Below are 25705 nucleotides of genomic sequence, written 5' to 3' on the forward strand. Positions count from 1 at the left end.
AAAGCGTCGGCCCAGGCGCTGCATGACTTGCAGGCCCCTTCGCCGGCAAGCCGGCTCCTACAGGGAACTGCACGGTCTATCTGACTGCTGTAGGAGCTGGCTTGCCAGCGAAAGCGTCGGCCCAGGCGCTGCATGACTTGCGGGCCCCTTCGCCGGCAAGCCGGCTCCTACAGGGAACTGCCCGGTCTATCTGACTGCTGTAGGAGCTGGCTTGCCAGCGAAAGCGTCGGCCCAGGCGCTGCATGACTTGCAGGCCCCTTCGCCGGCAAGCCGGCTCCTACGGGAAATTGCACGGTCTATCTGACTGCTGTAGGAGCTGGCTTGCCAGCGAAAGCGTCGGCCCAGGCGCTGCATGACTTGCGGGCCCCTTCGCCGGCAAGCCGGCTCCTGCGCACCCGGGGCCGCCAAACAATCCCCTTGCCCCACCCCCTCAATTCATTCAGCATCCGCGCTCCATTTTTCCAGGGAAAGGAACACGTCATGGTCGAAGACCTGTATTACGACGACTACCCAGAGGCCAAGGCCGAACTGCTCCAGGCCATCGAACGCGGCCGCTTGCCACTGCTGACCCAGGAACTCAACGCCTACGACTGCATCCAGGCGATCTTCGAGCTGGACGCGATCAACAACCCCAAGGACGAAGAAGACGCCTTCTTCGATCTGGCCCTGGCCCTGATCGGCTGGATCCCCGGCCCCGGCCAGGGCCTCAAGACCCTCCTGCGCCTGATCAACCGCGCGCCCCAGCGCCACGCCGAAAGCCTCTTCGACCTGATCCGCCATACCCTGCTGGCCTGCCGCTTGAAAACCAGCCCCGAACAGTTGCTGGAAAAGTGCCTGGACCCACAGCGCCTGGCCGAAGAACTGCCGCAGATCATCAGCGGCGTGCGCGCCTCTTCCACCTTCGACAAGCTCACGCCCCAGCAGCGACAACTGGTGCTTCACAACCTCAACGAAGCCCAGGAACACACCGAGTTCCTCATGGTGTCGGTGCAAGAACGCATCGCCCCGTGGATCGCCGAGCAGCGCAACAACTCCGCCGCCGCCCACAGCCGCGGCCCGGCCCTGGCGCCCAAGCCGCAGTCCTCCCTGGAGCCGCGGCCAACGACCATCAGCCTGGCGCCACAATCGGCATCCCGGGATGCCGCAAGCATCGCCCAGGACATCAACCAGGGCCTGGAGCACCTCACCGGCGAGGGCCACTGGCTGGAACTGAACCTGCACTACCCCAACCTCGAACCGGTATCCGGCGCCGCCTACCGAGCCGTCTTCAGCGACGGCTCGCAAGCCGAGGGCAACCTCGACCAAGAGGGTTTTGCCCGCCTGGAAGGCATTCCTGAAGGACCGGTGAAGATTTATTACGGCGAAGACCCGCGGCCTTACCTGCGCCTGCCGATCCAGGCCCTGGCCGCCGATCCGCAGCAACTGGAACAAGAGCTGCAAGAGCTGGAGCTGGAACCGGCCGAGGTCGACTTGCCGACCCTGCTGCTGGAAGCCTCGTACCGCAAGGCGCCCTTCACCCTGATTCCCGTTTACTGAGACAAGGCGCCGACATGAACCGCAGACAAGTGTTTCTCAGCCATAAGCATTACCACCAGTACCTCGAAAGCCTGGCTGGCGAAGAAGCCCATTGGCAAACCCACTCGATGATGGCCGACAGCCCTTTGCAGGAAGCCTCCCTCAAGGCCTGGCAAGTGCAGCAGGCACGCCTGCACCACCTGATCCTGAGCTACACCGGCGGCGCCCCCATGGAAGAACTGGCCCAAGCTCTGGACGGCGTGATCGAAAGCTACGAGGACTACCAGCGCAAGCTGGAGCTGTACGAGGAGCGGCCAGGTATCGCCCCCATAACCATCGACCATTACCCCCACGACTACGAAGAGTACGTACAGGTGATCAGCCTGTGCATCCTGCTGCAGCGCAGTGACCTGCTGCCGCGCCTGGTGCTGTTGCAGGACCGCGCCGGCTATCACGCCGACGACACCCTGGTCGAAGACCTGCTCAAGGCCTACCTGCCTGATCGCGAGGACATTGACGAGTGGTACCACCCCGTCTACACGCCGCTGATCAGAGCCATCTACACCGAGGACCCGAACGAGGCCCGGGAACTGCTCGTGGAGTACTGCAACCAGTGGTACATGGCCTTCGAGCACGCCTCCTGGCACGACAGCCACCTGGATGCCGACGATGGTTGCTACTTTGGCTACTGGGCCTTTGAAGCAGCGGCGATTGCCTACCTGTACGGTCTCGACGACAGCGCCGTGCGGCACATGATCTTCCCTCGGGAGATGCTCGAATACGCCCGGCGCTTCACCCCGCCGCCGATCCCCGAGCTGACCACCCAGGACTGATAGGCGCCCTGCGCCCTGACCCATACAGGCGATGCAAACTTCATGAAGTCCTGGATCAAGACCCTGCTGATCACCCTGCTCGCGGCCGCCTTGTGCCTGCTGTTCGCCCGCGTTGTGCTGCCCCCGCTGCTGATGCACCTGATGCCGCCAAGCTGGGAAGGCGCTGGGTGGTACTGGGCCAATCTGCTGCTGGCCGGTTTCCTTGCCGGGCTGCTGGTCGCGCCCCTGCTGAGCACCCGGCGTTATTACCCAGTGCCGCTGCTGCTGTTGTTGTCTGCCCTGGTGGTGGTCGATGGCTGGGCGCAGAGCCGCTGCAACGAGGCCCAGCTGCAGGCCATCGAACAGCTGGCAATGCGCAGCGCCAGCCACTCGAACCTGGGGTTCTCGAATGAGCCACCAGCGCCTTCGACGCCAGTGGACGTGAGCGCCACACCGGGCGTCTGGGCGGATGAACAAGGCTACGGATTTGGCTACAGCTGTACTCGCCCGGAGGAAACACTGGGGTACGTAATGCCCTTGGCGATGAGCTTCGGCACCAGCGTACTGGGGCTGTCGCTGGCCTTGCTGATCGGCCCCGGCCGACGCCGCACCAACCGAGGGAAACGGTAGGAGCTGGCTTGCCAGCGAAAGCGTCGGCCCAGGCGATGCAAGACTCAAGGGCCTCTTCGCCGGCAAGCCGGCTCCTACGGGAAATTGCGCGGTCTGTCTGACTGCTGTGGGAGCTGGCTTGCCAGCGAAGGCGTCGACCCAGGCGATGCAAGACTCAAGGGCCTCTTCGCCGGCAAGCCGGCTCCTACGGGGATCTGCGCGGTCTATCTGACTGCTGTAGGAGCTGGCTTGCCAGCGAAGGCGTCCACCCAGGCGATGCAAGACTCAAGGGCCTCTTCGCCGGCAAGCCGGCTCCTACGGGGATCTGCGCGGTCTGTCTGACTGCTGTAGGAGCTGGCTTGCCAGCGAAGGCGTCGACCCAGGCGATGCAAGACTCAAGGGCCTCTTCGCCGGCGAGCCGGCTCCTACGGGAAATTGCACGGTCTGTCTGACTGCTGTAGGAGCTGGCTTGCCAGCGAAGGCGTCCACCCAGGCGCTGCAAGACTCAAGGGCCTCTTCGCCGGCAAGCCGGCTCCTACGGGGATCTGCGCGGTCTATCTGACTGCTGTAGGAGCTGGCTTGCCAGCGAAGGCGTCGGCCCAGGCGCTGCAAGACTCAAGGGCCTCTTCGCCGGCAAGCCGGCTCCTACAGGGATGGTGGTGCGCCGGGCTCAGCGACCGCCGCCCAGGTCGACGAAGGTGCCGGTGGCGTAGGAGGCCTTGTCCGAGAGCAGCCAGACAATCGCCTCGGCCACTTCGTCCGGGCGCCCGCCACGGCCCATGGGGATCGCACTTTCCAGCTTGCTGACCCGGTCGGCATCGCCGCTCAGGGCATGGAAGTCGGTGTAGATGTAGCCCGGACGCACCGCGTTGACGCGGATGCCCTCACCCGCCACTTCCTTGGACAGGCCGAGGGTGAAGGTGTCCAGGGCGCCCTTGGAGGCGGCGTAGTCGACGTATTCCCCCGGGGAACCCAGGCGCGCCGCCACCGACGACACGTTGACGATACTGCCGCCCTGCCCGCCATGGCGCGGCGACATGCGCAGCACCGCGTGCTTGGCGCAGAGGATCGGCCCCATGACATTGGTCTTCATGATTTTCTGGATACGGAACTCGGACATTTCGTCGAGGCGCGACTTGTGGCCCACGGTCCCGGCATTGTTGACCAGGGCGGTGACCCGGCCCAGTTCGCTGTCGACCCGCTGGAACAGGCCGATCACTTCATCCTCGATGCTGACATCGGCCCGCACCGCGATGGCCTGGGCGCCCAGGGCGCGCACCTGCTCCAGCACCTGCTGGGCCGCCTGTTCGTCGGCCTGATAGTTGATGCACACCTTGTAGCCCTGCTGCGCGGCCAGCAATGCCGTGGCTGCGCCAATTCCCCGCCCGCCACCGGTGATGACGATGACTTTGTCCATACTGCCAACTCCCACACTGATCAGTTCAACGCGAGCCATTAAACACCGCGCAGAGGGCGATGAAAACTGCGGCAATATCGTTTAGCCATATATTCCGTGTGGAATCAGGCCTTGTGCTCCGCCAGGTGGATGCCCTGCATGAAGCCATCGGCGGGCAGCGGGAGCCCGAGGAAGTAACCCTGCAGGGAATCGCAGCCCAATTGGGTGAGGAAGGTCTGCTGCACGCCGGTCTCCACGCCCTCGGCGACGATCCGCAGGCCCAGGGCCTGGCCCAGGGCGACAATCGCCGAGACGATGGCCGCGTCATCGCTGTCATGCTCCAGGTCACGGACAAAGCCGCGGTCGATCTTCAGTTCGTTGGCCGGCAGGCGCTTGAGGTACATCAGGCTCGAATAACCGGTGCCGAAGTCGTCGATGGACAGGTCCACTCCCATGTCCGCCAGCTGCTGCAGCACCAGCATGCTGACGTCGGCGTCGTTCATCGCCGTGGTCTCGGTGATTTCCAGGGTCAGGCTGTTGGCCGGCAACTGATAGCGTTCCAGGGCCGTGGCCACACTCTTGACCAGCCCCACGTGACAGAACTGCAGGGCCGAGAGGTTCACCGCGATACGCCAGCCGGTATAGCCCTGCCCATACCACTCGCTCATCTGCCGGCAGGCTTCATGCAGCACCCAGTCGCCAATGGGGATGATCAGCCCGGACTTCTCCGCCAGTTCGATGAACTTGTCCGGCAATAGCAGGCCGTGCTGCGGGTGTTCCCAGCGCAACAGCGCCTCGGCTCCCACGGGTTGGCCGTTGGCGGCGTCGAACTTGGGCTGGTAATGCAGGCGGAACTGGTGCTGCTCCAGGGCATTGCGCAGGTCCTGCAGCAGTTGCAGTTGGCGCCGGGCGTTGCTGTTCATCGACGCGTCGAAAAAGCTGTAGCCGTTCTTGCCGGTGCCCTTGGCGTGATACATCGCCGCATCGGCGTTCATCAGCAGCTCCTGGGCACTCAAGCCGTTGCCGGGGTACACCGCGATGCCGATGCTGGCGGAAATCTGCAGCTCATGCTCGACCACCCGGAACGAACGGGACACCAGGCCCACCTGGCGTGCCGCCAGGCGCAGGGCATCGTCGGCCTCGGCGAGCTGCACCAGGAGCACGAATTCATCGCCGCCGATCCGCGCCAGGGTGTCCTCGCTGCGCAGGTCCTCGCGCAGGCGCTGGGCCACTTCCCGCAGCAACTGGTCGCCCATGTGGTGGCCGAAGGCGTCATTGACCGGCTTGAAGCCGTCCAGATCGATGAACATCAGCGCAAAACAGCCACCGTGAGCGGTGACCCGATGCATCGCCTGGTCGATGCGGTCCGCCAGCAGGATGCGGTTGGGCAAGCCGGTCAGGGTGTCGTGCAGGGCCAACTGAGTGAGTTCCTTGTTGGCCTCGGTCAACGACTGGGCCAGCACCGCCGTGCGGGCCTCCAGGCGTGCATCCAGCACCGAGGTCAGCAAGGCGATGATCAGCACCGCCAGGGTGGTGATCAGCACCATGTTGTCCAGGCCCTTGCCGCTCAGCCCACCTGCCAGGGCACCGCAGAAGCTGCCATCGGGAAAGCGCGCCGCGGCCATGCCGGTGTAGTGCATGCCGACGATGGCAAAGCCCATGACCACCGCCGCGCCGCTGCGGGCCAGGCGTACATAAGGGGTGTTGCGCCGCAGGTGGAAGGCAATCCACAGCGCCGCGGTGGACGCACCAAAGGCGATCAGCAGCGAGGCGCCGAACAGGCTCGGGTCGTAGTCGATGCCCGGCTGCATCTGCATTGCCGCCATGCCGGTGTAGTGCATGCCGCTGATCCCCGCGCCCATCACCAGGGCGCCGTACAGCAACTGCAGCAGGGGCAGCTTGGGCTGGCTCACCAGCCACAGGGCAAAACCGCAGGACAGCACCGAAATCAGCAAGGACAAGGCCGTGAGCGAGAAATCGTAGCCAAGCTCCACCGGCAAGCTGAAGGCCAACATGCCGATAAAGTGCATGGACCAGACCCCGACCCCCATGGCCAGCGCCCCGCCAGCGATCCACAGGTAGGCCGCGCGGCCCTGGGCGGTCGCGATGCGTCCGGTCAGATCCAGAGCGGTATAGGAAGCCAGGATCGCCACGAGAATGGAGATCAGAACCAATGCGGGGGAGTAACTACCGATGAGCATGAGGCATCTCTTGGCCGTTGTGCCGACATCCCTGCTCGGCGGGCAAAACCGCAGATTGTACTGATTGCGAAGAAGAACGCATCTACAAAATTGGCAAAAAGCCATTAGTCTGACGGAACGTCTGTTTCGGGCCTTTCATGCCCCTACAAGCCTTGTGGACATGGGCTTTGCTCGCCCTGGACAGCCCCTGCGACTCGCCGCCTGATACAGCCCGCGAGTCGCTGCCAAGGGCTGCGCGGCGGCGGCAATCGGGGCCCCCTCAACCTCAAGCATTGCGCAATCAGGTTTCAACGGTGTTGCTCTGCGCCGCCGGCAACGGCAACGGCGGCGCCCGGGATCCGGCCGGGCCGGCCCGTCTATGGTTTCTCGCTGGCCTGCAACTGGCCATCCCAGCCGCCGCCCATGGCCGCGATCAGTTGCACGCTGGCAATCAGCCGGCTCTGCAATAGCGTCAACACACTGCGCTCGTTGCTCAGGGCGGTGGTCTGGCTGGTGACCACGTCCAGGTAGGCGATCAATCCGGCCTTGTACTGGTTCTCGGTCAGGCGCAGGGCTTCACGGGCCGAATCCAGGGCTTGCTGGCGCACTCCGGCCTCGTCTTCCAGGACCTTGAGCTGGACCATGTAGTTCTCCACTTCGCGAAACCCGTCGAGCACGGTCTGCCGGTACTTGGCCACGGTCTGGTCGTACACCGCCTCGGTGCGATCGACTTCCGCCGAGCGCTGGCCGCCGTCGAACAGGGTCATGGCGAGCTTCGGCCCCACCGACCAGAAACGGTTCGGCAGGCTGATCCAGTCGGCGTAGGTGCTGCTGCTGTAGCCACCGGCCAGGCTCAGGGTCAGGTCCGGGTAGTAGGCGGCCTTGGCCACACCGATCTTGGCGTTGGCTGCAATCACCGAGCGCTCCGCCGAGGCGATGTCCGGGCGGCGCTCCAGCAGTTGCGACGGCACGCCCAGGGGCACCTGTGGCAGCACCGGGATGTTGTTGCTCGCGGCCAGGTTGAACTCGGCCGGCGGCACGCCGATCAGCACGGCGATGGCGTTCTCGAACTGCGCCCGCTGCCAGATCAGGTCGATCAGGTCGGCCTGGGTGCTTTTCAGCTGGGTCTGGGCCTGGGCCACCGCGTCCTTGCCGGAGACTCCAGCCTGGTACTGATTCTGGGTCATGGTCAGCGAGCGCTGGTAGGCCGCCACCGTGGCTTCCAGCAGGCGCTTCTGCTCGTCGATCACCCGCAGTTGCAGGTAGTTCTGCACCAGCTCCGACTGCTGGCTCAGGCGCATCGCCGCCAGGTCGGCAAAGCTGGCCTCGGCACTGGCCTCGTTGGCCTCCAGGTCACGCCGCAGCTTGCCCCACACGTCCGCCTCCCAGCTCACCCCCAACTGGGTGTTGTAGGTGTCGCGGATGCCGCTGCTGGAACTGCTCAGGGCCGAACTGCTGCTGCCGGTGCCCTGGCTGGCGCGGGTCTTGCCGGCGCTCAGGTCGACGCTGGGAAAGAACGAACCCCGAGAACTGCGCACCAGGGCCCGGGCCTGGCGGAATTGCGCCTCGGCCTGGGCCACGCTCTGGTTGGAGCTGTTGAGCTTGTCGATCAGGCCATTGAGCTGGGCATCGCCATACAGCTCCCACCAGGCGCCACGGGCCAGGGCGTCGCTGGGGTTGGCCTGGCGCCAGCCCTCGGCCTCCTTGTAATGCACCGGCTCGGCCACCTCGGGCCGCTGGTAGTCGGGACCGATGGCACAGGCGCTGAGCAGCAGCACGCACAAGCTCAGGCTCAGGGCTCGCGAGCCCCGGGCCAGGGCCAGGCGCTGGGCGGACAGCGGGAAAACAGGACGGGACGAGTGTTCGGTCATAGCGGCGTTTCCAGAGCAGCATCGGTACGGACCCCACGCCAGTGGTTGAACTTGTGGCGCAGGCGATCGAGATAGAGGTAGACCACCGGGGTGGTGTAGAGAGTCAGGACCTGGCTGAAGACCAGGCCGCCAATGATGGTCAGGCCCAGGGGCTGGCGCATTTCCGAACCTTCGGCGCCGCCCAGCAGCAAGGGCAGCGCGCCAAGGATCGCCGCCAGGGTGGTCATCAGGATCGGCCGCAGGCGCTGCAAACAGGCGCTGCGGATCGATTGCAACGGGTCCATCCCGTGGTGGCGCTCCAGTTGCAGCGCCAGGTCGATCATCAGGATCGCGTTCTTCTTCACCACGCCGATCAGCAGGAACAGCCCCAGCAGGGAAATCAGGCTGAATTCACTGCCCAGCACATAGATCGAGAGCAAGGCGCCGACTCCCGCCGATGGCAGGGTCGAGAGAATGGTCAGCGGGTGAATGTAGCTTTCGTACAGCACCCCAAGCACCAGGTACACCGCCAGCAAGGCACCGAGGATCATGAACGGCTGGCTCTTCTGGGTCGCGGCGAAGGCATCGGCGGTACCGGCCATCTTGACGATCACGTCCTCGGGCATGCCGAGCTTGGCGATCGCCCGCTCGATGGCGGCGGTGCCCTGCTCCACCGTCACGCCTTCGGCCATGTCGAAGGAAATGCTTTCCGAGGCGAACTGCCCTTCGTGGCTGACCCGGTCGTCTTCCAGGCTGTTTTCATAGTGGGCGATGGCCGACAGCGGGATCCGTGCCCCGTCCGCAGTGATCACCTGCACCTGGTTCAGGGTGATCGGGTCCTGGGCGTATTTCGGATTGACCTCCATCACCACCTGGTACTGGTTGAGGCTGTCGTAGATGGTCGATATCTGCCGCTGGCTGTAGGCGTTGTTGAGCACCGCGGTGACCATGTCCATGTCCACCCCCAGGCGCTTGGCCTGGTCGCGGTCCACCATCAGGGTCACTTGCTGGGCGCCGCGGCCTTCCCGGGCGTCGATGGCCGTCAGCTCGGGCAAGGCGCGCAGCGCCGTGACCACTTTCGGGTACCACTCGCGCAGGGCCCCCAGGTCGCCGCTCTGCAGGATGTAGGAGTACTGCGAAGTGGTCTGCTCGCGGCCGCCGCCGAACTGCAGGTCCTGGTCGGCCATCAGCATCAGCTGGGCCCCGGCCACCTTGGGCATTTCCTTGCGCAGGCGCTCGATGACCTTCTGCGCCGAGATATTGCGCTCCTTGATCGGTTTCAGGCGCACCAGCATGAAGGCGTTGTTGGTGCCGTTGTTGCCACCGATAAAGCCGGCCACGCTTTCCACTGCCGCATCCTTGAGCACCGCACGGCGGAAGATTTCCATCTTCGGCTGCATCACGGTGAACGACAGCCCATCGTCACCGCGGACAAAGCCGATCAACTGGCCAGTGTCCTGCTGCGGCAGGAAGGTCTTGGGCACCACCACGTACAAGGCGATGTTGACGCCAATGGTCAGCAGCAGGCTGAACAGGGTCAGGCGCTTGTGGCGCAGCACCCAGTCCAGGCTGGTGGCGTATTTGCCCATCATCCAGTCGTTGCTGCGCCGGCTCCAGCGTTGCAGGCCGTTCTCCTGGCCCGGGACGTGGGGCTTGAGCCAGCGCGCACAGAGCATCGGGGTTAGGGTCAGGGACACCACCAGGGACACCACGATGGCCGCCGCCAGGGTGATGGAGAATTCGCGGAACAGGCTCTGGATGATCCCGCCCATGAACAGGATCGACAGGAACACCGCCACCAGCGACACGTTCATCGACAGCAGGGTGAAACCGACCTCCTTGGCCCCCAGGTACGCCGCCTTCATCGGTGCGATGCCTTCGTCGATGTGCCGGGAGATGTTCTCCAGGACCACGATGGCATCGTCCACCACCAGCCCGGTGGCGAGGATCAGCGCCATCAGCGACAGGTTGTTCAGGGAGAAGCCGTACAGGTACATCACCGCGAAGGTGCCCACCAGCGACACCGGCACCGCCAGGGTCGGGATCAGCGAGGCGCGGAAATTGCCGAGGAACAGGTACACCACCAGGATCACCAGGGCCACGGCGATCAGCAGGGTCATCTCGGCCTCGTGCAGGGTGGCCTTGATCACCGGCGAGCGGTCCATGGCCAGGTTGAGCTTGACGCTGGCCGGCAATACCGCCTGCAACGCCGGCAACTGGGCCTTGATCTCGTTCACCGTCTCGATGATGTTGGCCCCGGCCTGGCGGTTGATCACCAGCAGCACCGCGGCGTCATCGTTGAAGAAACCACTGTTGTAGCGGTCCTCGACGCCATCGGTGACCTTGGCCACATCCTTCAGGCGCAGGGTCGAACCGTTCTGGTAGCGAATGATCAGCGGCTCGTAGTCACGGGCCTTTTCCAGCTGGTCGTTGGCCTGGATCTGCCACAGCCGCTGGTCATCCTCCACCGAGCCCTTGGGCCGGCGCTGGTTGGCGTTGGCGATGGTGTTGCGCACATCGTCCAGGGCCACGCCGTACTGATTGAGCAGTTGTGGCTCAAGCTCGATGCGGACCGCCGGCAAGGAACTGCCGCCGACCTGCACCTCCCCCACGCCCTGCACCTGGGACAGGCTCTGGGACAGGATGGTCGAGGCCAGGTCGTAGAGCTGGCCCTTCTCCAGCACATCGGAGGTCAGCGACAGCACCATGATCGGCGCCTGGGACGGGTTGACCTTCTTGTAGGTGGGCATGCTGCGCATGCCGCTGGGCAACAGGTTGCGCGAGGCGTTGATGGCCGCCTGCACTTCCCTGGCGGCACCGTTGATGTCGCGGTCCAGGTCGAACTGCAGGATCACCCGGGTCGAGCCCTGGCTGGAACGGCTGCTCATGGTGTTGACCCCGGCGATGGCGCCGAAGGAGCGCTCCAGGGGCGTGGCCACGGTAGAGGCCATGACTTCGGGGCTGGCCCCGGGCAGGCTGGCCTGGACCACGATCACCGGGAAATCCATCTGCGGCAGCGGCGCCACCGGCAGCAGGCCGAAACTGACCCCGCCCAGCAGCATGATTGCCAGTGAAAGCAGCATGGTCGCCACCGGGCGCTTGATGAAAGGACCGGACAGGTTCATGGGCGACCGCTCCAAGCTTCAAGCGGCAAGCGGCAAGAGAAAAGCGGGATCGGTGCACGCGCTTGCTTCTGCTTCTGATCGAGCTTGCAGCTTGCGGCTTGCAGCTTGCCGCTGACGCCCCTCACACCACTTCTCCTGCGGCGGGCTTGGCAAACCGGCGGCCCAAGCGGTCGAAGTACAAGTAGATAACGGGCGTGGTGAACAGGGTCAGGACCTGGCTCACCAGCAGGCCGCCCACCATCACCAGGCCCAGGGGCTGGCGCAGTTCGGCGCCGGAGCCGGTGGCCAGCATCAGCGGCACGGCGCCGAACAGCGCCGCCAGGGTGGTCATCAGGATCGGCCGGAAACGCAGCAGCGCCGCCTGGTAGATCGCCTGCTCCGGGGCCATGCCCTGGTGGCGTTCGGCGTCGAGGGCGAAGTCGATCATCATGATCGCGTTCTTCTTGACGATGCCGATCAGCAGGATGATGCCGATGATCGCGATCATGCCCAGGTCGTTGCCGCTGAGGATCAACGCCAGCAAGGCCCCGACCGCCGCCGAGGGCAAGGTCGAGAGGATGGTGATCGGGTGGATGTAGCTCTCGTAGAGCACCCCGAGCACGATGTACATGGTCACCACCGCCGCCAGGATCAGCAGCAAGGTACTCGACAGCGAGGCCTGGAAGGCTTCGGCCGCGCCCTGGAAGCGGGTCTGCACCCCCACGGGCATGCCGATTTCCTGCTGCACCTGCTCGATGACGTTGACCGCCTCGCCCAGGGCCACGCCGGGCGCCAGGTTGAAGGACATCATCACCGCCGGGAATTGGCCGATATGGGCAATCGCCAGTTGCGCCTGGCGCTCTTCGACCCGGGCCAGGCTCGACAGCCGCACTTGCCCGCCGTCAGTGGTCTTGACGTGGATCTGCTCCAGGGCCTGGGGCCCGATGCGCTCCCCGGCCTGGGCCTGGAGCACCACCCGGTACTGGCTGGCCTGGGTGTAGATGGTGGAGATCTGCCGCTGGCCGAAGGCGTCGTACAGGGCGTCGGTGATGTTCGACACCGACACGCCGATCCGCGACGCCGCGTCACGGTCGATCACCAGGTACACCTGCAGGCCCTTGTCCTGCAGGTCGCTGGCCACATCGGTGAGTTCCGGGCGCTGGGCCAGGGCTTCCACCAGGCGGCCGCTCCACAGGCTCAGCAACTCGGCGTCCGGCGACGACAGGCTGAACTGGTACTGGGTGCGGCTGACCCGGTCCTCGATGGTCAGGTCCTGCACCGGCTGCATGAACAGGCGGATGCCCAGCAGCTTGTCCACCTCGGGCTGGATCCGCGCGATCACCTGGGCCGCGCTCAGGTCGCGCTCGCGGTGGGGCTTGAGGTTGATCAGCAGGCGGCCGCTGTTGAGGGTGGCGTTGTCGCCGTCGACCCCGATGTAGGACGACAGGCTCTGCACCGCCGGGTCCTGCAGGATGATCTTCGCCAGGTCCTGCTGGCGCTGGCTCATGGCGGCGAAGGACACCGACTGCGGCGCCTCGGAAATGCCCTGGATGACCCCGGTGTCCTGCACCGGGAAGAAGCCCTTGGGCACCACCATGTAGAGGAACACGGTCAGGCCCAGGGTGCCGACGGCCACCATCAGGGTCAGGAACTGGTGCTTGAGCACCCACTGCAACTTGCGCCCGTAGCTTTCGATCAGCCAGTCGATCCAGGCCCCGCTGGCACGATAGAAGCGCCCCTGCTGTTCCGGCTTGGGCTCGGGCTTGAGCAGCCGGGCACACATCATCGGGGTCAGGGTCAGGGACACCACCAGGGAAATCAGGATCGCCACCGCCAGGGTGATGGCGAACTCGCGAAACAGCCGGCCCACCACGTCGGCCATGAACAGCAGCGGAATCAGCACCGCGATCAGCGACAGGGTCAGGGAGATCAGGGTGAAGCCGATCTGCTTGGCGCCCTTGAGCGCGGCCTGCATCGGGCTGTCGCCCTCCTCGATGAAGCGCGAGATGTTCTCCAGCATGACGATGGCGTCATCCACCACGAAGCCGGTGGCGATGGTCAGGGCCATCAGGGTCAGGTTGTTGACCGAGAAGCCGGCCAGGTACATCACGCCGAAGGTGCCGATCAGCGACAGCGGCACGGCAATCGACGGAATGATGGTGGCGCTGGCCCGGCGCAGAAAGAGGAAGGTCACCATCACCACCAGGGCAATGGCGATGAACAATTCATGCTGCACGTCGGTGACCGAGGCGCGGATGGTCTGGGTGCGGTCGGTGAGCACGGTGACGTCGAGGCCCGCCGGCAGGTTGTCGGTGATGCTCGGCAGCAGGGCCTTGATCCGGTCCACCACCTCGATCACGTTGGCCCCGGGCTGGCGCTGGATGTTCAGCAGCACCGCCTGGTTTTCATTGGCCCAGGCCGCCAGGCGCTCGTTCTCGGCGCCGTCGACGATCTGCGCCACGTCCTTGAGGCGCAAAGGCGCGCCGTTGTTGTAGGCCAGGATCAGCTCGGCGTAGTCCTTGGGCGAGGTCAACTGGTCGTTGGCATCGAGCATCGAGACCCGGGTCGGGCCGTCGAAGTTGCCCTTGGGCTGATTGACGTTGGAGGCGCCGATCAGGGTGCGCACATCCGCCAGGTTCAGGCCGTTGGCCGCCAGGGCCTCGGGGTTGACCCGGATCCGCACCGCCTGGCGCTGGCCGCCGGCGATGCTGACCATGCCCACGCCGCTGATCTGGGCGATCTTCTGCGCCATGCGCGTGTCCACCAGGTCATTGAGCTTGGGCAGGAGCATGGTCTTGGAAGTGATCGCCAGGGTCAGCACCGGAGTGTCCGCCGGGTTGACCTTGTTGTACACCGGTGGCGCCGGCAGGTCCTTGGGCAACAGGTTGGTAGCGGCGTTGATCGCTGCCTGCACCTGCTGCTCGGCCACGTCCATGTTGATATCGAGGCTGAAGCGCAGGGTCAGTACCGAGGCCCCGCCGGAGCTGGTGGAGGCCATCTGGGTCAGCCCGGGCATCTGCCCGAACTGGCGTTCCAGGGGCGCGGTGACCGCGCTGGTCATCACGTCCGGGCTGGCGCCTGGGTACAGGGTCATGACCCGGATGGTCGGGTAGTCGACCTGGGGCAAGGCCGAGACCGGCAGCAACCGATAGGCGATCAGGCCGGCCAGGACAATGGCCAGCATGCTCAGGGTGGTGGCTACCGGACGGAGGATGAACAGCCGCGAGAAATTCATGCGCCGACCTTTTGCGCCTTGCCTTCAGCCGGCTGGCCATTGGCTGCCGGTGCACCGGCCGAGCCGGCGGGCTGGCCCTGCAGGTGCTCGGTCGGGGTGGTGGGAACGTCGATGCTGTCGTTGACCACTTCGACCTCGCTGCCGTCCTTGAGGCGGTCGGTGCCTTCCATCACCACCCGGTCGCCGGCCTTGAGGCCATCCTTGATCACGGTTGCGTCGCCGTTGCTGGCGCCGACCTGCAGGGTGCGGATCTTGACCTTGTTGTCGCCGTCCAGGGCGTAGACGAAGGTGCCGTTGGTGCCGAACTGAATCGCCGCCGAGGGCGCCATCACCACATTCTTCAGGGTGTCGGCCAGCAGCCGCACGTTGACGAACTGATTGGGGAACAGGCTCTGGTCGCGGTTATCGAAGCGCGCCTTGAACTTCAGGGTGCCGGTGGTGGTGTCGATCTGGTTGTCCAGGCTCTGCAGCACGCCGCTGGCCTGCAGTTTCACATCGCCACGATCCCAGGCTTCCACCGGCAGCTTGGCGCCGCTGTGGTAGCGGCCGAGCACGGTTTCCAGGCTGTTTTCCGGCAAGGTGAAGGCCACGCTGATCGGTTGGGTCTGGGTGATGATCACCAGTGCCGTGGTGTCGTTGGCCGCCACCAGGTTGCCCACGTCCAGCTGGCGCAGGCCCAGGCGCCCGGCAATCGGCGCGCGGATCTGGGTGAATTCGAGGTTGAGCTTGGCGTCGTTGACCGCCGCCTGGTTGGTCTTGACCGTGCCCTGATACTGGCCCACCAGCGCCGCGGCGGTGTCCAGGGTCTGCTTGGCGATGCTGTCCTGGGCGTAGAGGCCGCGGTAGCGCTCCAGGTCGACCTGGGCGTTCTTCAACTGGGCCTGGTTCTGCAGCAAGGTGCCTTCGGCCTGGAGCAAGGCGTTCTGGTAGGGACGCGGGTCGATCTGCGCCAGCAGGTCACCAGCCTTGACCGTCTGCCCTTCCTCGAAGTTGACCTTGACCAGTTCCCCCGCCACCCGGCTGCGCACATTGATGGTGTTCAGCGCCGTCACCGTGCCCAGGGCCTTGTAGTACACGGCGAAATCCCCCTGGGTCACCGGCGCCACGCGCACCGGGATCGGCCCGCTGGCACCGCCAAAACCGGGGCGCATGCTGCCGCTGCGCCCGGTATGCCCGGTGGCGGACTTTTGCCCTGCGGCCTCCTGGTGAGTGCTGCCGGCTGGCCAGAACTTCCAGCACAGGCCGCCAACCAGCAGCAGGACAAACAGGCCGAACAGCCAGCGACGGGAGTTGCGGGGAGCAGAGGATTGCATGGAGTGATCAACCATTGGGCGCGAGGGAGCTTCTTTTGAGAAGGCTGAAAGATAAGCACTGGAGCTGTTTTAGCAAAGCGCCTTTACCGGCAATTTACCTTTGCCTGACGTTTCAAGGTGCGGCGCTAAGCCACTGAAGCACAAATAAAAACGGCCTGGACAGTGCCAGGCCGTGAATAATTGTAAAACCTGTTACTTGAGCACGGCCAAGGCGGCGGCGTAGTTCGGTTCTTCAGCGATTTCCTTGACCAGCTCGCTGTGCAGCACCTTGTCGTTTTCATCCAGCACCACCACGGCGCGGGCAGTCAGGCCAGCCAGGGGGCCGTCGGCAATCGCCACGCCGTAGTTCTCGATGAACTCGCGGCCACGCAGGGTCGACAGGTTCTGTACGTTTTCCAGGCCTTCGGCGCCGCAGAAGCGCGCCTGGGCGAACGGCAGGTCGGCGGAGATGCACAGCACCACGGTGTTGGCCAGGCCATTGGCCTCGGCGTTGAACTTGCGCACCGACGTGGCGCAGGTCGGGGTGTCGACGCTTGGGAAGATGTTCAGCACCTTGCGCTTGCCAGCAAGGCTGCTCAGGGAAACATCGGCCAGACCGGCGCCCACCAGGGAGAACGCAGGGGCCTTGGAGCCGACTTGCGGCAGTTGGCCGTTGACCTGGACCGGGTTGCCTTTGAGAGTGACTTGAGCCATGAACGGAGTCCTTTATTGAACAGTGATGATGGAACAGCAATGAGAAATTCTTGAGAGGCGGAAGTTAAGCATGAAACGGCCCGGGCACCTATGCCCCACGGGCAAATTGTCCAACAACCCGCCCCGACACCGGCATTACCGGATGCAGGAGCTGGCTTGCCAGCGAAAGCGCTTTCAAGCCTTGCGCAAGCCTTAACGACCTCTTCGCCGGCAAGCGGCTCCTACGGGGAGCCGCACGGTCTATCTGACTGCTGTAGGAGCTGGCTTGCCAGCGAAAGCGATTTCGAGCCTTGCGCAAGCCTCAAGGCCGCCTTCGCCGGCAAGCCGGCTCCTGCGGTTATTTGTTGAGGTGCGCCAGGAGCAGATCGGCCACCGGGCCGCCGGACGCCGGGTTCTGCCCGGTGATCACCCGCTGGTCTTCCACTGCAAACGGCGCCCAGGGCGCGGCGGCCTTCTGGTACAGGGCACCACGCTTGACCAGCTCGGTTTCCGTCAGGTAGGGCACGTACTGGTCCAGTTCGGCGAGTTTCTCTTCTTCATTGGAGAACCCCGTGACCTGTTTGCCGGCGATCAACAGCGAACCGTCCCCCAGCTTGATGTTCAGCAAGCCCACGGCGCCGTGGCACACCGAACTGACGTAGCCGCCCTGCTCGTAGATCTCGCGGCTCAGGGCCTGCAGCTCGGGGTTGTCGGGAAAATCCCAGACCACGCCGTGGCCACCGGCGTAATAGATCGCTACATAATCCCGGGCCTTGACCTGCGCAGGCTTCAGGGTTGCGCCCAGGCGGCTCATGAAGGCGCTGTCCTGGTACCACTGCCAATCGGTTTCGTCGGCCATGGCCAGGCTGTGGGGATCAATCGGCACATAGCCGCCCTTGGGGCTGACGTAGTCGACCTGGAAACCGGCGGCTTCGACCTTCTTCACAAAATGCACCGCCTCCCCCAGCCACAGGCCGGTGGCGCGGTTCAGGTTCGGGTATTTGGCCACGCTGGTCAGGACCACCAATATCTTCTTGCTCACGGGCATGCTCCTTGTCGTCGCAAAAGAGGAAAAACCACGGCGGCGCCCATCAGCTCAGCAGGCGCAACATGTTGCGGTGCCGGGCGTCGAAAATCCGCGCCATGTAGGCGTTGACCATCAACCACTCAAAAGGTGCACCGCCGATGGCCCGATAGGTCACCCGGTCGGTGTACAGCGTGCCCCCTTCGGCAGCCTCGACCCGGTGTTCATGACGAAAGGCACGCAACGGCCCCTTGAGCATCTCGTCGACAAAATGCCGATCACTGACCTCACGTATAACCACTGTCCATTTCGCCGGTATAACACCGAACATCCAGTGCAGAAAACTGAACTGGCGCCCGGCACTGATGCGCAGATCATTGATGTCGACGCCCCCCAAGGGCGTGACAGGCTCGGGAAAGATCTTCGGGAAGTTGGCGCCCTCAAGGCAGAAGTCCAGCACCTGCTGCGGGCTGTAGCCGGCGAAAAAAGTCGTGCGCTCTACTACTGGCATGCTTGTCATCCCTCCCTGAATCCGGCGATATCCGGCCGCATAACTTCCAATAAAACACTTTAATAAAAATCGATATCTTATTGTTTTATATGTATTTTTTATAAAAATAAAATACATCACCATAACCATGCACAAAGCATGGAAATAATCACAAAGCACATGAACAACAAACCCTGTGCCCGGCCCATTGCGTGACTGCTTCAGGGGCATGCTCTGTTCACCGCAATGGAGTGATCTGCCGCACAAAAGCCAATGAATTAATACCTTCGACTGGCTAAGCAAAAGTTAGCTGCTAGCTTCATCAGACAATTCCTACGGGCAGTCGAGAGAAACATTATCAGGTGGCCAACGGCTCAAGAAGTGCCGCTCGGTGACAATTCGCAAAAGGATTGAACCCGCATGTCCAGAGCATTTCTTGCCCCCGCTGTCTCAGCCGTAATCGCCCTGATCTCATCGCTGCCGGCCTTGGCCGACAACGCGCAAATCGCTAACAAAAGCAACAATCCGCTGAACCTGGCCCCCGGTCTCAACCTGCAGGATTACTACACCCCGCGCCTGTACGACAGCAATGCCCACAGCAACGATCTGCTGCTGCGGGGCACCCTGCCCATCGCCCCCGGCGATGTCATCGGCGTTCCCCAGTTGCTGCGTGCCACCCTGCCGGTCAGTACCCGCCCCGATCCGCACCACGGCTACAGCAGCGGCATCGGCGACCTCAACCTGTTCGATATCTTCCTGCTCAAGACCGACGGCGTGCAGCTGGGCATTGGCCCGCAGATCACCGCGCCCAGTGCCGAACAGGACGAACTGGGCACCGGCAAATGGCAGGCCGGGCTGGCCGCAGTGGCCATCGATGCCTCGCCCCGGGGCCTGCTGGGGGCGCTGGTGCAGTACCAGAGTTCATTCGCCGGCGACCATGACCGCGCCCATGTCGAAAGCGCCACCCTGCAGCCCTTCATCATCCACAACCTGCCCCGGGGCTGGTACCTGCGCTCCACCGGCACCTGGACCTTCGACCTGAAGAACAACAGCCACTACATCCCCATCGGCCTGGGGATGGGCAAGGCCTGGAAAGCCGGTGACAACATTCTCAACGCCTTCGTCGAGCCGCAGTGGACCGTGGAGCGCAAAGGCGACGGCATGCCCCAGTTCACCCTGTTCGCCGGGGTCAATGTCACTTTCGGAAAGTAAGGACGCCCCATGCAGCCACTAGTGCGCACTGCCGGTTTCAGCCTGTTGCTCCTGGCCGCCAGTTGCGGGGTCGGCGCCCAGCCCGAGCCGCAGAACAGCCGCCTGACGGCGATCAAGATGGACGGCGAACTGCCGGCCCGTGCAGCCATTGCCGGGCTGTTTGCCGAGCTGGATTTCCAGCAGGCCACGCAAAGCTACCTGTGGGCCCTGCCGCTGGTGTCCTACGCCCAGTGGCAGGCGGAATTTCGCGACAAGCTGCACGCCGGCAATGGCGACCTGATGGTGCTGGAAAGCTACGAAGACAAGCTCGGGGTGATCACCGCCAACGCCACCACGCCCTATATCCTGGGCTTTGTCGACCTCAACCAGACCGGGCCGATGGTCGTCGAGCTGCCCCCCGGCCCCACCGCTGGCGGGGTCGGCGACTTCTGGCAACGGGCGATCACCGACATGGGCCAGACCGGCCCGGACCAGGGCAAGGGCGGCAAGTACCTGGTGCTGCCGCCGGGCCATCCGGAACCGGCCGACGCCGACCAGTACTACCTGGCCCAATCGGAAACCATGAATGTGCTGGTGGGCTTTCGCGTGCTCGACCCGGACCCGGCCAAGGGCAAGGCCCTGGTGCAGCAGTTCAAGATGTACCCCTACGCCCAGCGCGCGGCGCCACCGGCAACCCGCCTGCTGTCTCCCGGCGGCAAGCCCTGGTCCGGCACCCAGCCGCGGGGCATGGCCTACTGGGAACGCCTGCACCAGATCATCCAGCAGGAGCCGGTCAACGAGCGCGATCGCTTCTACATGGCCATGCTCGCCAGCCTCGGCATCGAGAAGGACAAACCCTTCAACCCCAACGCGCACCAGCGCCAGGCCCTGGAACAGGGCGCGCGCCTGGGTGAGCTGATCGCCCAGGCCAACACCTTCGCCAAACGCTTTGCCGATGCCCAGTACTGGCCGGACCGGCAGTGGGACAAGGTGCTGAACATCGCCGCCCCATCCCAGCGCGTGGCCTATTACGACCAGTTGTGGGAGCGCAGCGCCTGGTTCTACGAAGCGGTCACCAACACCAAGGGCATGGTGTCCAAGACCCCGGGCCTGGGCCAGACCTACCTCGGCGCCTACACCGATCACAACGGCCAGTGGCTGGACGGCGGCAAGCACTATCGGCTGCACCTGGGCAGCAATCCGCCGGCCAGGCAGTTCTGGTCGCTGACCGTCTACGACAGTGCCAGCCGCTGCCTGATCGACAACCCGCAGCGCAAGGCCGATCTGTCCTCGCGCCAGGACCTGAAGCCAAACCCCGACGGCTCCCTGGACCTGTATTTCGGCCCCAGCGCCCCCAAGGGCCTGGAAAGCAACTGGGTGCAGACCCTGCCGGGCAAGCACTGGTTCAGCTACTTCCGGCTCTACGCGCCCACCGAGGCCTACTTCGACAAGAGCTGGAAACTCGACGACATCACCCTGGTGCAATAACCCCCGCCCCCTGACATTGGCAAAAGGATTCGACGATGTTCATCAAGGCTGTGATTCCCACCCTGCTCGGGGCAATGGCACTGACCCTCAACGGTCCGGCCCTGGGGGCCTTCAGCGCGTCCCCGGAGCAAGCCCGGGGCATCGCCAAGCAGGCCTATCTCTACGGTTTCCCGGTGGTGGAGATGTACAAGACCCTCTACACCCAGGCCGTGGACCAGGGCGGGCCCAACTTCAAGGCGCCGTTCAACCGCATCGGCAACACCGCCCAGGTCTTCAGCCCCAAGGATACGGCCTTCGTCACCCCCAACTCGGACACCCCCTACTCCTTCGCCTGGCTCGACTTGCGGGCCGAACCCCAGGTCCTGAGCCTGCCGGCCATCGATGCCCAGCGCTACTACTCGGTGCAGTTGATCGACCTCTACACCCAGAACTTCGACTACCTGGGCACCCGCAGCACCGGCAACCAGGGCGGCCACTACCTGATCGCCGGGCCTGACTGGCAAGGCCCTACGCCGGCAGGTATCGACAAGGTGCTGCACAGTGAAAGCAACATCGTCTACGCCCTGTACCGCACCCAACTGTTCGATGAAAAAGACCTGGAGCAGGTGCAGAAGATCCAGCAGCGCTACCAGGTCCAGGCGCTGAGCCAGTTCCTCGGCCGGCCGCCGCCCCCGGCGCCGGCAGCGATCCACTGGCCCCCACCCAGCCCCGGCATGAGCGACAGCCCGGAACTGTTCAGCTACCTGAGCTTCATGCTGGCCTTCGCCCAGCCCCAGCCCGAGGAAAAGGACCTGCTGGCACGCCTGGCCAGCATCGGCATCATTCCCGGCCAGCCCTTCCCCCTCAAAGCACTGGACAGCGCGCAAAAGCAGGCCCTGGAAGACGGCATCAGCGATGGCAAGGCCGCCTTCGCCGCCTTCAAGAAAGAACAGGTCGATACCCACAAGATCACCAGCGGCGACCTGTTCGGCAGCCGCCAGCACCTGCAGGACAACTACCTGTACCGCTACGCCGGGGCCAACATGGGAATCTTCGGCAACTCCGCCGAAGAGGCCAGCTATATCGGCTATTTCGTCGATGACCAGGGCCAGCCGCTGAACGCCGGCCAGCAGCGCTACCGCCTGCACTTCGCCAAGGGCCAGTTGCCACCGGCCAATGCCTTCTGGTCGCTGACGATGTACGACGGCAAGAGCAAGCTGCTGGTGGCCAACCCGCTGCAACGCTACCTGATCAACTCACGCATGCTGCCCTCGCTGAAAACCGACGCCGACGGCGGCCTGACCCTCCATGTGCAGCACCAGCCGCCGGCCAAGGAGCTGCAAAGCAACTGGCTGCCGGCCCCCGACGGCCCCTTCTATGGGGTGCTGCGGATCTACCTGCCCAAACCCGACGTCGGCAACGGCCAGTGGAAGATGCCGCCGCTGACGCCGGTTGCCACTCAAAAACAATAAGCGGAGCCCGTCATGCCCAGCCCTTCGCCCCTGCGTTCATCCCTGGCCCTTTGCCTGCTGGCCGCCAGCCCCTGGCTGCATGCCGCTGAAGGCGGGGTCGGCCGGCCCATCACCGGCCAGCAGATCTACTCCAATGCCGGGATCATCCCCCCGGAACCGGGCTGGGTGATGTCCCTGACCAGCATCTACTACGACGGCGAGCTCAAGGGCAGCGGCCAGGTGCCGATCATCGGCGATCTCAGCTCGGGGCTGAAAATGAAGGTGTCCTACACCATGGGCAACTTCACCCGGGTCTGGGACACCGGCAAGGGCCGCTGGAACTACGCCTCGGCCATCGGCGTGCCGGTGCAGTACACCGACATCCAGGCCAGCCTCACCGGCCCTCGCGGGCGCACGGTGGGCACCCAGGACAGCGGCACCCAGTTCGCCGACCTGCTGGTCACGCCGATCGCCGCCGGCTACCACATCAACCAGCGCGACCACATCGCCCTGTCGCTGCCGATCTACGTGCCCACCGGGGCCTACAACGACAACCGCCTGGCCAACCCCGGGCAGAACAACTACACCTTCATGCCGACCATCGCCTTCACCCACCTGGACGGCAAGGGCGGCGAGTTCAGCCTGATGGGCGCCCTGGAGTTCTACACCCGCAACGACGCCGCCGATTACCGCAACGGCAACATCCTGCGCCTCGATGGCTTGTGGACCCACGGCTTCGCCAGCGGCTGGAACGCCGGGCTGGTGGTCGGTTACATCCAGCAGATCAGCGACGACCAGGGCCCCACCGCCGACAGACTCAACGGCTATCGCGGGCGCTCCGTGGGCGCCGGGCCGACCCTGGGCTGGAGCGGCAAGTTCGCCGACGCCCAGGCCAACATCAGCGCGCGCTGGATCCCCGAGTTCGACACCAAGAACCGCCCCGAGGGCAACGGCGTCAGCGTCAACCTGACCCTGGCCTTTTTCTGACAGGAGTGCGCCATGCCGCATTATCCAAGGGTCCTTGGTGCCCTGCTCGGCCTGCTCTGGGCCGGCGCCCCGCTGCAGGCCGCCGATGAGCTGGAGCCCGGAGCCCTGAGCGCCCTGCAGCAGATGGGCAGCTACCTGCGCGGCCTGCGCCAGTTCGCGATCGAGGCCGACAGCGTCACCGACCAGTTGCTGGAAAGCGGCCAGGCCCTGGAGTTTCGCCACCACACCGAACTGCTGGCCCAACGGCCCGACAGGCTGCGGGTCAGTGTCGACAGCCAGGGCGTGCGGCGCAGCCTGTACTACGACGGCGAAGCCTTCAGCCTCTACGACAGCCGCGGCCACTACTACGCCCAGGCCCCGGCGCCTGCCAGCATCGATGCTCTGGTACAGCGCCTGAGCGACAGCTACGGCATCGAACTGCCCCTGGCGGACCTGTTCCGCTGGGACGCCGACACCGCGCAGAAGGTCGGCCTGAGCGCGGCGCTGTACATCGCCAGCGAGACCCTGGGCGACCAGCGCTGCGCCCACTATGCCTTCCGCCAGAGCGACATCGACTGGCAGTTGTGGCTGCGCGAAGGGCCTCAGCCGTTGCCCTGCCGCCTGGTCATCAGCCGCCGCGACAGCCCCGAGCAGCCGCGCCACAGTGTCGACTATCGCTGGCAGCTCAAGCCGGCGTTGAATGCCGCAAGCTTTGTCTTCAAGCCCCCGACCGGCGCCACGCAAGTGCCACTGCGGCGCCTGGAGCGCAGCGAGCCACACACGCAGGTGCAGCCATGACGCGCAATCATTGGCTGTTGTGCAGCGTGCTCACCCTCGGCCTGTTGCAGCTGTCCGTGGCCCAGGCCTGGCAATTGCGCGGAGGTGGCGGTGGCGCAGCCCGCACCTTCGTCGTGCCCCACGGCGGTGGCGGGCCGGCACCAAGGCCCATGCCCGAGCCACGGCCAATGCCGCCGCCCATGCCCCATCCACCACCGCCGGGGCCGCACCCCGAGCCCGGGCCCCATCCCTATCCGCAACCCCATCCCGGGCCGGGCCCGGGGCCAGGGCCGCATCCTGATCCAGGTCCGGGGCCCGAGCCACGCCCTTACCCCTATCCGGGCCCGGGCCCTGAGCCACACCCCTATCCAGGGCCAGGGCCCCAGCCCTATCCGGGACCGCCGGGGCCACCGCCACCACCGCCCGATCACGCTGATGACTGGTACCACCCCTGGGCCGCAGCGGCGGTGGTCGGCGCCACCAGCGCCGCGGCATTCGCCCTTGGCACCCAGGTCGACAGCGTGCCGCCGGACTGCGTTTCGGTGGTGGCCAGCGGCGTGGCCTATCAACACTGCGGCAACACCTGGTACCAGCCGCAATACATCGGCGGCAGCCTGCGCTACGTGGTCGTGGCAGCCCCCTGGTAATGGCTATGCACAAGGAACCGAGCATGAGCGCACGTAACGATATACAGGCCCTGCAAGCCAGCATCAGCGAAGCGGTGCTGGGCCAGGACGCGGTGATCCGGCAGATCGTCATCGGCCTGCTGGGCAACGGCCACCTGCTGCTGGAAAGCCTGCCCGGGCTGGCCAAGACCCGCACGGTCAAGGCCCTGGCCCGACACCTGGAGGCCAGCATGCGGCGCATCCAGTTCACCCCCGACCTGCTGCCCTCGGACATCACCGGCGCCGAAGTGCTGCACCAGGAACAGGGGCAGAACCAGATCCGCTTCCAGCCCGGGCCGCTGTTCGGCAACCTGATCCTGGCGGACGAGATCAACCGCGCCCCGGCCAAGGTCCAGGCAGCGCTGCTGGAAGCCATGGAGGAACGGCAGATCACCGTGGCCGGCACCAGCCATGCCCTGCCCGAGCTGTTCATCGTCCTGGCGACCCAGAACCCCATCGAGCAGGAAGGCACCTACCCGCTGCCGGAAGCGCAGATGGACCGCTTCCTGATGAAGGTGCTGCTGGACTACCCCCAGCCCGAGGACGAAAGCCAGGTGCTGCGCCTGTTGCGCGCCGAAGAACAGGCCCTGGGCAGCGCCACGCCCGGGGTGCCGGGCTTTGCCTTGTCCCAGGCGGTGATCTTCGATGCCCGCCGCGAAGTCAGCGCGGTGGCCGTGGCCCCGGCCATCGACCGCTACCTGATCGACCTGGTCAACGCCACCCGCCACCCCGCCGACTATCACCCGGACCTGGGGCGCTGGATCGCCATCGGCGCCAGCCCCCGGGGCGGCATCGGCCTGGACCGCTGCGCCCGCGCCGATGCCTGGCTGCAGGGCGAGGCGTTCGTCAGCCCGGACAACGTGCGCAGGGTGCTGCACCCGGTGCTGCGCCACCGCCTGCAACTGAGCTACGACGCGGTGGCCGACGGCGTCGGCGCCGACCAGGTGCTGGACCTGCTGCTGGACAGCGTGGCCATCCCGGCCTGAGG

Annotated in this window: 19 protein-coding genes; 10 read left to right on the forward strand and 9 right to left on the reverse strand. The window is 65.1% G+C overall.

The window, feature by feature from the left end:
* Positions 1–480 precede the first annotated feature (480 nt).
* The 3 genes from ACZ5BO_RS18925 to ACZ5BO_RS18935 are packed head-to-tail and all read left to right on the forward strand — an operon-like array spanning position 481 to position 2957.
* Positions 481–1536 carry a hypothetical protein gene (locus ACZ5BO_RS18925; protein ID WP_464696079.1) on the forward strand — a complete coding sequence of 352 codons (1056 nt, stop codon included), beginning with the start codon at positions 481–483 and terminating at the stop codon, positions 1534–1536.
* A 14-nt stretch (positions 1537–1550) separates the two neighbouring features.
* The gene (locus ACZ5BO_RS18930; protein ID WP_464696080.1) at positions 1551–2348 is read left to right on the forward strand and encodes a PoNe immunity protein domain-containing protein; all 798 of its coding nucleotides are present in this window, start codon (positions 1551–1553) and stop codon (positions 2346–2348) included.
* Positions 2349–2390: 42 nt separating this feature from the next.
* Entirely contained in the window at positions 2391–2957 is a 567-nt protein-coding gene (locus ACZ5BO_RS18935) for a hypothetical protein (RefSeq protein ID WP_464696081.1), read from the forward strand.
* A 649-nt stretch (positions 2958–3606) separates the two neighbouring features.
* Here ACZ5BO_RS18935 and ACZ5BO_RS18940 read toward each other — a convergent pair.
* The 9 genes from ACZ5BO_RS18940 to ACZ5BO_RS18980 all read right to left on the reverse strand — a co-directional run bounded on the left by ACZ5BO_RS18940 (position 3607) and on the right by ACZ5BO_RS18980 (position 18221).
* On the reverse strand, positions 3607–4353 hold the full coding sequence (locus ACZ5BO_RS18940) for an SDR family oxidoreductase (protein WP_025127504.1): 747 nt from the start codon (positions 4351–4353) through the stop codon (positions 3607–3609).
* A gap of 104 nt (positions 4354–4457) precedes the next feature.
* Entirely contained in the window at positions 4458–6533 is a 2076-nt protein-coding gene (locus tag ACZ5BO_RS18945) for a putative bifunctional diguanylate cyclase/phosphodiesterase (RefSeq protein WP_025127505.1), read from the reverse strand.
* Positions 6534–6889: 356 nt separating this feature from the next.
* Positions 6890–8383 carry an efflux transporter outer membrane subunit gene (locus tag ACZ5BO_RS18950; RefSeq protein ID WP_464696082.1) on the reverse strand — a complete coding sequence of 498 codons (1494 nt, stop codon included), beginning with the start codon at positions 8381–8383 and terminating at the stop codon, positions 6890–6892.
* Positions 8380–11487 carry an efflux RND transporter permease subunit gene (locus tag ACZ5BO_RS18955; protein ID WP_025127507.1) on the reverse strand — a complete coding sequence of 1036 codons (3108 nt, stop codon included), beginning with the start codon at positions 11485–11487 and terminating at the stop codon, positions 8380–8382. Before ACZ5BO_RS18955 ends, ACZ5BO_RS18950 begins: the two co-directional genes overlap by 4 nt.
* A gap of 121 nt (positions 11488–11608) precedes the next feature.
* Positions 11609–14701, reverse strand: a complete 3093-nt coding sequence (locus ACZ5BO_RS18960) for an MdtB/MuxB family multidrug efflux RND transporter permease subunit (RefSeq protein WP_464696083.1) — start codon at positions 14699–14701, stop codon at positions 11609–11611.
* The gene (locus ACZ5BO_RS18965) at positions 14698–16029 is read right to left on the reverse strand and encodes an MdtA/MuxA family multidrug efflux RND transporter periplasmic adaptor subunit (RefSeq protein ID WP_464696084.1); all 1332 of its coding nucleotides are present in this window, start codon (positions 16027–16029) and stop codon (positions 14698–14700) included. The genes ACZ5BO_RS18960 and ACZ5BO_RS18965 overlap by 4 nt, the downstream gene beginning before the upstream one ends.
* A gap of 177 nt (positions 16030–16206) precedes the next feature.
* Positions 16207–16707 (reverse strand): thiol peroxidase, encoded by a 501-nt coding sequence (gene tpx / locus ACZ5BO_RS18970; protein ID WP_025127510.1) that lies wholly within the window; start codon positions 16705–16707, stop codon positions 16207–16209.
* 337 nt (positions 16708–17044) lie between these two features.
* Positions 17045–17728, reverse strand: coding sequence for a type 1 glutamine amidotransferase domain-containing protein (locus ACZ5BO_RS18975; RefSeq protein WP_025127511.1), 684 nt, complete (start codon positions 17726–17728; stop codon positions 17045–17047).
* Between the two features lie 49 nt (positions 17729–17777).
* On the reverse strand, positions 17778–18221 hold the full coding sequence (locus tag ACZ5BO_RS18980; protein ID WP_464696085.1) for an SRPBCC family protein: 444 nt from the start codon (positions 18219–18221) through the stop codon (positions 17778–17780).
* Positions 18222–18620: 399 nt separating this feature from the next.
* On the opposite strand from ACZ5BO_RS18980, the gene ACZ5BO_RS18985 reads away from it, so the two are divergent.
* The 7 genes from ACZ5BO_RS18985 to ACZ5BO_RS19015 are packed head-to-tail and all read left to right on the forward strand — an operon-like array spanning position 18621 to position 25703.
* Positions 18621–19412 (forward strand): hypothetical protein, encoded by a 792-nt coding sequence (locus tag ACZ5BO_RS18985; RefSeq protein WP_464696086.1) that lies wholly within the window; start codon positions 18621–18623, stop codon positions 19410–19412.
* Positions 19413–19421: 9 nt separating this feature from the next.
* Positions 19422–20879, forward strand: a complete 1458-nt coding sequence (locus tag ACZ5BO_RS18990) for a DUF1254 domain-containing protein (protein ID WP_464696087.1) — start codon at positions 19422–19424, stop codon at positions 20877–20879.
* Positions 20880–20914: 35 nt separating this feature from the next.
* On the forward strand, positions 20915–22330 hold the full coding sequence (locus tag ACZ5BO_RS18995; RefSeq protein WP_464696088.1) for a DUF1254 domain-containing protein: 1416 nt from the start codon (positions 20915–20917) through the stop codon (positions 22328–22330).
* A 12-nt stretch (positions 22331–22342) separates the two neighbouring features.
* A complete protein-coding gene (locus tag ACZ5BO_RS19000) occupies positions 22343–23296 on the forward strand; it encodes a SphA family protein (RefSeq protein WP_464696089.1) in 954 nt (317 codons plus the stop codon).
* 12 nt (positions 23297–23308) lie between these two features.
* Positions 23309–24073, forward strand: a complete 765-nt coding sequence (locus ACZ5BO_RS19005) for a DUF2092 domain-containing protein (RefSeq protein ID WP_464696090.1) — start codon at positions 23309–23311, stop codon at positions 24071–24073.
* A complete protein-coding gene (locus tag ACZ5BO_RS19010; RefSeq protein WP_464696091.1) occupies positions 24070–24699 on the forward strand; it encodes a hypothetical protein in 630 nt (209 codons plus the stop codon). The genes ACZ5BO_RS19005 and ACZ5BO_RS19010 overlap by 4 nt, the downstream gene beginning before the upstream one ends.
* A gap of 23 nt (positions 24700–24722) precedes the next feature.
* A complete protein-coding gene (locus ACZ5BO_RS19015; protein WP_464696092.1) occupies positions 24723–25703 on the forward strand; it encodes an AAA family ATPase in 981 nt (326 codons plus the stop codon).
* Positions 25704–25705: the final 2 nt, after the last annotated feature.

The sequence above is a fragment of the Pseudomonas sp. FFPRI_1 genome, from assembly GCF_055384485.1.

Coding starts and splice junctions, on each gene's coding strand:
- ACZ5BO_RS18925 (WP_464696079.1), top strand. CDS start 481: ATGGTCGAAGACCTGTATTACGACGACTACCCAGAGGCCAAGGCCGAA.
- ACZ5BO_RS18930 (WP_464696080.1), top strand. CDS start 1,551: ATGAACCGCAGACAAGTGTTTCTCAGCCATAAGCATTACCACCAGTAC.
- ACZ5BO_RS18960 (WP_464696083.1), bottom strand. CDS start 14,701: ATGAATTTCTCGCGGCTGTTCATCCTCCGTCCGGTAGCCACCACCCTG.
- ACZ5BO_RS18940 (WP_025127504.1), bottom strand. CDS start 4,353: ATGGACAAAGTCATCGTCATCACCGGTGGCGGGCGGGGAATTGGCGCA.
- ACZ5BO_RS18955 (WP_025127507.1), bottom strand. CDS start 11,487: ATGAACCTGTCCGGTCCTTTCATCAAGCGCCCGGTGGCGACCATGCTG.
- ACZ5BO_RS18985 (WP_464696086.1), top strand. CDS start 18,621: ATGTCCAGAGCATTTCTTGCCCCCGCTGTCTCAGCCGTAATCGCCCTG.
- tpx (WP_025127510.1), bottom strand. CDS start 16,707: ATGGCTCAAGTCACTCTCAAAGGCAACCCGGTCCAGGTCAACGGCCAA.
- ACZ5BO_RS18950 (WP_464696082.1), bottom strand. CDS start 8,383: ATGACCGAACACTCGTCCCGTCCTGTTTTCCCGCTGTCCGCCCAGCGC.
- ACZ5BO_RS19000 (WP_464696089.1), top strand. CDS start 22,343: ATGCCCAGCCCTTCGCCCCTGCGTTCATCCCTGGCCCTTTGCCTGCTG.
- ACZ5BO_RS19015 (WP_464696092.1), top strand. CDS start 24,723: ATGAGCGCACGTAACGATATACAGGCCCTGCAAGCCAGCATCAGCGAA.
- ACZ5BO_RS18995 (WP_464696088.1), top strand. CDS start 20,915: ATGTTCATCAAGGCTGTGATTCCCACCCTGCTCGGGGCAATGGCACTG.
- ACZ5BO_RS18935 (WP_464696081.1), top strand. CDS start 2,391: ATGAAGTCCTGGATCAAGACCCTGCTGATCACCCTGCTCGCGGCCGCC.
- ACZ5BO_RS19005 (WP_464696090.1), top strand. CDS start 23,309: ATGCCGCATTATCCAAGGGTCCTTGGTGCCCTGCTCGGCCTGCTCTGG.
- ACZ5BO_RS18990 (WP_464696087.1), top strand. CDS start 19,422: ATGCAGCCACTAGTGCGCACTGCCGGTTTCAGCCTGTTGCTCCTGGCC.
- ACZ5BO_RS19010 (WP_464696091.1), top strand. CDS start 24,070: ATGACGCGCAATCATTGGCTGTTGTGCAGCGTGCTCACCCTCGGCCTG.
- ACZ5BO_RS18980 (WP_464696085.1), bottom strand. CDS start 18,221: ATGCCAGTAGTAGAGCGCACGACTTTTTTCGCCGGCTACAGCCCGCAG.
- ACZ5BO_RS18945 (WP_025127505.1), bottom strand. CDS start 6,533: ATGCTCATCGGTAGTTACTCCCCCGCATTGGTTCTGATCTCCATTCTC.
- ACZ5BO_RS18965 (WP_464696084.1), bottom strand. CDS start 16,029: ATGGTTGATCACTCCATGCAATCCTCTGCTCCCCGCAACTCCCGTCGC.